At 60.8% G+C, this 4,757-nt stretch carries 5 protein-coding genes; 4 read left to right on the top strand and 1 reads right to left on the bottom strand.

Translation table 11 applies throughout. The annotated features are described in order from the left end of the window. Nucleotides 1-32: 32 nt before the first annotated feature. The gene (locus ACNPN0_RS11630) at nucleotides 33-392 is read right to left on the bottom strand and encodes a hypothetical protein (protein ID WP_105656830.1); all 360 of its coding nucleotides are present in this window, start codon (nucleotides 390-392) and stop codon (nucleotides 33-35) included. A gap of 227 nt (nucleotides 393-619) precedes the next feature. On the opposite strand from ACNPN0_RS11630, the gene ACNPN0_RS11625 reads away from it, so the two are divergent. The 4 genes from ACNPN0_RS11625 to ACNPN0_RS11610 all read left to right on the top strand — a co-directional run. Next, nucleotides 620-2,251 carry an ABC transporter substrate-binding protein gene (locus tag ACNPN0_RS11625; RefSeq protein WP_332498154.1) on the top strand — a complete coding sequence of 544 codons (1,632 nt, stop codon included), beginning with the start codon at nucleotides 620-622 and terminating at the stop codon, nucleotides 2,249-2,251. 146 nt (nucleotides 2,252-2,397) lie between these two features. Then, on the top strand, nucleotides 2,398-3,489 hold the full coding sequence (locus tag ACNPN0_RS11620) for an ABC transporter permease (protein WP_105656828.1): 1,092 nt from the start codon (nucleotides 2,398-2,400) through the stop codon (nucleotides 3,487-3,489). 2 nt (nucleotides 3,490-3,491) lie between these two features. Next, a complete protein-coding gene (locus ACNPN0_RS11615) occupies nucleotides 3,492-4,478 on the top strand; it encodes an ABC transporter permease (RefSeq protein WP_332485961.1) in 987 nt (328 codons plus the stop codon). Next, on the top strand, nucleotides 4,475-4,757 hold a 283-nt coding region (locus tag ACNPN0_RS11610), incomplete at its 3' end, for an ATP-binding cassette domain-containing protein (RefSeq protein ID WP_448938105.1). The genes ACNPN0_RS11615 and ACNPN0_RS11610, both read left to right, overlap by 4 nt.

Here is a 4,757-nt window from a genome sequence, read left to right as displayed (position 1 = left end):
CCCACCCTTCGCCATTGTGTTGTATTCAGCTTCTAGCCTTCGTCGACAATGCCGAACATATGAGCTGAAATATCTTGGTACTCCACGCGGGTCTTGCCCTTTTCCAGCTTCGGAAGCTGTGCAGGGGAGTGGGTGTGGCAGTGCACGAAATCGAAGGCAGGCCACCACTTCTTGGGACGTTCGTACTCGCTGAAGCCGCAGACTTCGCAGACCAGATGAATCCACACAGGGCGTTTGCCGGTACGGTTGGCGCGCGACTGCTCCAACCAAGCTGGTGGATTGGTGTTCAGCTCACGGAATTCAGCCTCGCTCATTTTGGAAGGAATGCCGTGGCGCTTGGCCATTTCTACTGGGATATCCAACGCGATTGCCGCGTCTCTACGAGTCATCATTGACATCTAGCTTATGCCATCTAGCCAAAAGGCCGGAAGGAATCCCCGCGCATCTCACCGTTGAGCACGGAGCGGTATGGGCTGAAGCACAAAAAGCGGGCGTCGAGACCGCGCTTTTGCCAGTTTCCGCCGGCCCCATTCGTATTTTGTGCCTTGCATCACTTAGGATATGTGAAGCATGTGCTAATCATCACAGCCCATGCATGTACCTAGACGAAGGATGACTCATGGCTCGCAAGAAGAACGGGCTGCGACTCGCAGCAGCCGTTGTGGGTATCTCTGCCCTGGCACTGACCGGCTGCACCCAAGCCGCAGACAGCGGCAATGAAGAGGGCGGCAATGGCGAAGCCAGCGCCCCAATCACCCTGGGCACCACCGACAAAGTGACCTCCCTGGACCCTGCCGGATCTTACGACAACGGTTCGTTCATGGTCATGAACCAGATTTACCCGTTCCTGCTCAACTCCGAGCCGGGCAGCCCGGACCCATCGATGAGCCTTGCCGAGTCCGCGGAGTTCACTACCCCGACTGAATACACGGTCAAGCTGAAGCCGGGCTTGAAGTGGGCCAACGGCCACGACCTTGACTCCAAGGACGTCAAGTTCACCTTCGACCGCCAGCTGAAGATCGCGGACCCTAACGGCCCATCCTCGCTGCTGGGCAACGTTGAATCCATCGAGGCTCCTGACGCCACCACGGTGGTATTCAAGCTGAAGGTCGGCAATGACCAGACCTTCCCGCAGGTGCTGACCTCCCCGGTCGGCCCGATCGTCGATGATGAAGTGTTCTCCGCAGACGCAGTCATGGACGACCAGAAGATCGTTGAGGCCAAGGCCTTCGGCGGCCAGTACGTCATTGATTCGTACAACAAGAACAACCTGATCTCCTTCAGTGCCAACGAGTCCTACCAGGGCGTTCTGGGCCCTGCAGCCAACGACAAGGCAGCGATCAAGTACTACGCGGACGCCAATAACCTGAAGCTCGAAGTCCAAGAAGGCAAGATCGACGTCGCATGGCGTTCGCTGACCCCAACCGACATCGAAGACCTGGGCAAGGATGAGAATCTGGCGGTCCACAAGGGACCGGGTGGCGAGCTGCGCTACATCGTCTTCAACTTCGATTCCATGCCATACGGTGCCAAGACCGATGATGCTGATGAAGCGAAGTCACTGGCCGTACGCCAGGCAGCGGCGCACCTTGTGGACCGCGAAGCCATCGCGAAGAACGTCTATAAGGACACCTACACCCCGGCTTACTCGTACGTGCCGCAAGGCTTCACCGGCGCCACCGAGCCGCTGAAGGACATGTACGGCACCGACGGCAAGCCGGATGCAGCCAAGGCCAAGAAGGTTCTGGAAGATGCCGGAGTGAAGACCCCGGTCAAGCTCGCGCTGCAGTACAACCCGGATCACTATGGCCCGAACTCCGGTGACGAATACGCACTGGTTGAAAAGCAGCTGGAGGCCGATGGCCTGTTCGAAGTGGATTTGAAGTCCACCGAATGGGTGACCTACCAGAAGCAGCGCGTCACGGATTACCCGGCCTACCAGCTGGGCTGGTTCCCGGACTACTCGGATGCCGACAACTACCTGTCGCCGTTCTTTGCCAAGGAGAACTTCCTTTCGAACAACTACGACAACCCCGAGGTTGACAAGCTGATCTCCGATCAGCGAGGAATGGTCGACGCTGCGGAGCGCACCAAGGCCATCGAAGAACTGCAGACGATGGTGGCTGAGGACTTGTCCACGCTTCCACTGCTGCAGGGTGCCCAGGTGGCCATTGCGGGCAAGGACGTCAAGGACGTTGACAAGACCTTGGACGCATCGTTCAAGTTCCGTCTCGGTGTGCTGAGCAAGTAATTCGGCTCTCGCCTCGCAGACACCAAACCTGAGGGGATCTGCCACGCGCCAACCCTTGGCGCGCGCGGTGGATCCCCTTGGCATGCGCCGTCATTGACCGCTCAAGGCGGCGCATTGCCACGCATCCTGAACCATAAGGACAGACGATGACTATCACGTCGCCACCGGGCCAAGAAGCAAGCCCGCTAGCAACACCCAAACCAGCAAAGCAAAAAGGCGGAGGATTCCTCCGCTACTTGATTACCCGATTCTTGCTGATCATTCCCACTGTCTTCATCCTCATCACAGTGGTGTTCTTCCTGATGCGCGTGACCGGCGACCCGATCACCGCAGCCTTGGGCGGACGGCTCACCCCGGACCAGCTGGCCCAGCGCATCCATGAAGCCGGATACGACCGGCCGATCCTGATCCAGTACTTCGAGTACCTGGGCCAGATCTTCACCGGCGATCTGGGCCGCACCATGAGCGATAACCGGGCGGTCACCGAGGTGCTGGCCACCTACGGCGCGGCAACTTTGGAACTGGCCATCAACGCGGTCCTCGTCGCACTGCTGGTCGGCATCCCGCTGGGCCTGGTTGCCGCGAAGTTCCGCGACCGCTACCCGGATGCCGTGTTGCGCATCCTTGCAATCCTTTCCTACGCCACACCGGTGTTCTTCGCCGGCTTGCTGCTCAAGCTGGTCTTCGGCGTATGGCTAGGCTGGCTGCCGATCAGCGGCCGTGCCGACTGGCAGACCGAGCTTGAACTGACCGGCCTGCAGAGCCCATCGGGCATTTACTGGCTCGATGCGCTGCGCAGCGGCAATAGCGCTGCCTTCTGGAATGTCACCGAGCATGCGATCCTGCCAGCCCTGGCACTGGGCCTGCTCACCGGCGGTGTGTTCCTGCGCCTGGTGCGCACCAACGCAATTGGCACGCTGGGCCGCGAATACGTGGAAGCCGGCCGTTCGCGCGGCGTCAGCGAATTCCGCCTCACCACCAAGCACGCCTACCGTCCGGCGCTGATTCCGATTATCACTGTCATGGGCCTGCAGATTGCCATGCTGCTCGGTGGAGCAGTGCTGACCGAGACCACCTTCGAATGGTCGGGATTGGGCTTCAAGCTCGCCGAATACCTCACCGCCCGCGACTTCGTGGCTGTGCAGGGCATCGTGGTGCTGCTGGCCATTATCGTCGCCGTCACCAACTTCATCGTTGACGTGCTGGCCGCCTTGATCGACCCGAGAGTCAGGTACTAATCATGAGTACAGCTACCTTGCCGGCTTCGAACAAGTCCTGGCTGGACCGGCTCCCGGTCATCTCCCACCTGCGCATGTCCTCTGGCCTGCAGCGGGGCATGCTGGTTGCCGGTCTGGCGCTCTCCGGCCTGTTCATCGTTACCGCCCTGTTCGCGCCGCTGATTGCGCCTTTCGATTTCGCGCAGTCCTCGGATGCATCCGGGGACTTCCCGCGCCAGGCGGCTCCGGACAGCAAATTCATCTGGGGCACCACCGCCACCGGCTATGACGTGTTCTCGCGGACCCTCTTCGGTGCGCAGACGGCCATCTGGGTGATCCTGGCGGCCGTGGTCATGTCCCTGTTCCTGGGCGTATTGCTGGGCTTGATCTCCGGCTACCTCGGCGGCTGGTTCGACCGCATCGCCGTGGTGTTGGCCGATGCAATCTACGCGTTCCCATCCTTGCTGCTGGCCATCGTGATGTCCATCGTGATTTCCCAGGGCCAGTCTTCGCTCTTCGGCGGCGTGATGGCAGCGGCCATCTCCATCACCGTGGTGTTCATCCCGCAGTACTTCCGCGTAGTCCGCGCCGAAGTGATGCGGCTGAAGGCGGAACCCTTCGTAGAATCCGCACAGGTGATCGGCGCCAGCCCATGGCGAGTGATGTTCGCGCACCTGCTGCGCAACGCCACCCGCACCTTGCCGCTGATCTTCACGCTGAATGCCACCGAGGCATTGCTGACCCTGGCGGGCCTGGGCTTCCTGGGCTTCGGCATCGAACCGACCAGTGCTTCGGAATGGGGCTACGACCTGAACCGCGCGATGTCAGATGCCACTAGCGGAATCTGGTGGACCGGCCTGTTCCCGGGCTTGGCCATCGTGCTCACCGTGATGGGCTTGACCCTGGTTGGCGAGTCCATGAATGACCTCAATGACCCGCGCCTGCGCCGCTTCAGCCGCAAGAAGGCCAAGCGCATCACCCAGTCCGGACAGGTAGGAGCAAGCAAATGACCAACAGTCCTCTCCTCGACTCCGAGGCCAACATCGGCACACCCGCTGTCTTGCGCATCGAAGACCTGAACATTGATTTCGTCACGGACGCCGGCGCAGTGCCGGCAGTGCGCGGCGTTGATTTGCAAGTCAAGGCCGGCGAGATCCTGGCCATCGTGGGCGAATCCGGATCCGGCAAGTCCGTCACCGCACGCACCGCCCTGGGCATCCTGGCCGAGAACGGTGCCTCGCACGGCGGGGTCTACCTCAAAGGCAAGAACATGCTCACCCTGCGCGGGC

This window comes from Glutamicibacter sp. AGC84 (assembly GCF_053543575.1).
This window is presented reverse-complemented; position numbering and strand designations above follow the sequence as displayed.

Coding starts and splice junctions, on each gene's coding strand:
- ACNPN0_RS11630 (WP_105656830.1), bottom strand. CDS start 392: ATGATGACTCGTAGAGACGCGGCAATCGCGTTGGATATCCCAGTAGAA.
- ACNPN0_RS11625 (WP_332498154.1), top strand. CDS start 620: ATGGCTCGCAAGAAGAACGGGCTGCGACTCGCAGCAGCCGTTGTGGGT.
- ACNPN0_RS11615 (WP_332485961.1), top strand. CDS start 3,492: ATGAGTACAGCTACCTTGCCGGCTTCGAACAAGTCCTGGCTGGACCGG.
- ACNPN0_RS11620 (WP_105656828.1), top strand. CDS start 2,398: ATGACTATCACGTCGCCACCGGGCCAAGAAGCAAGCCCGCTAGCAACA.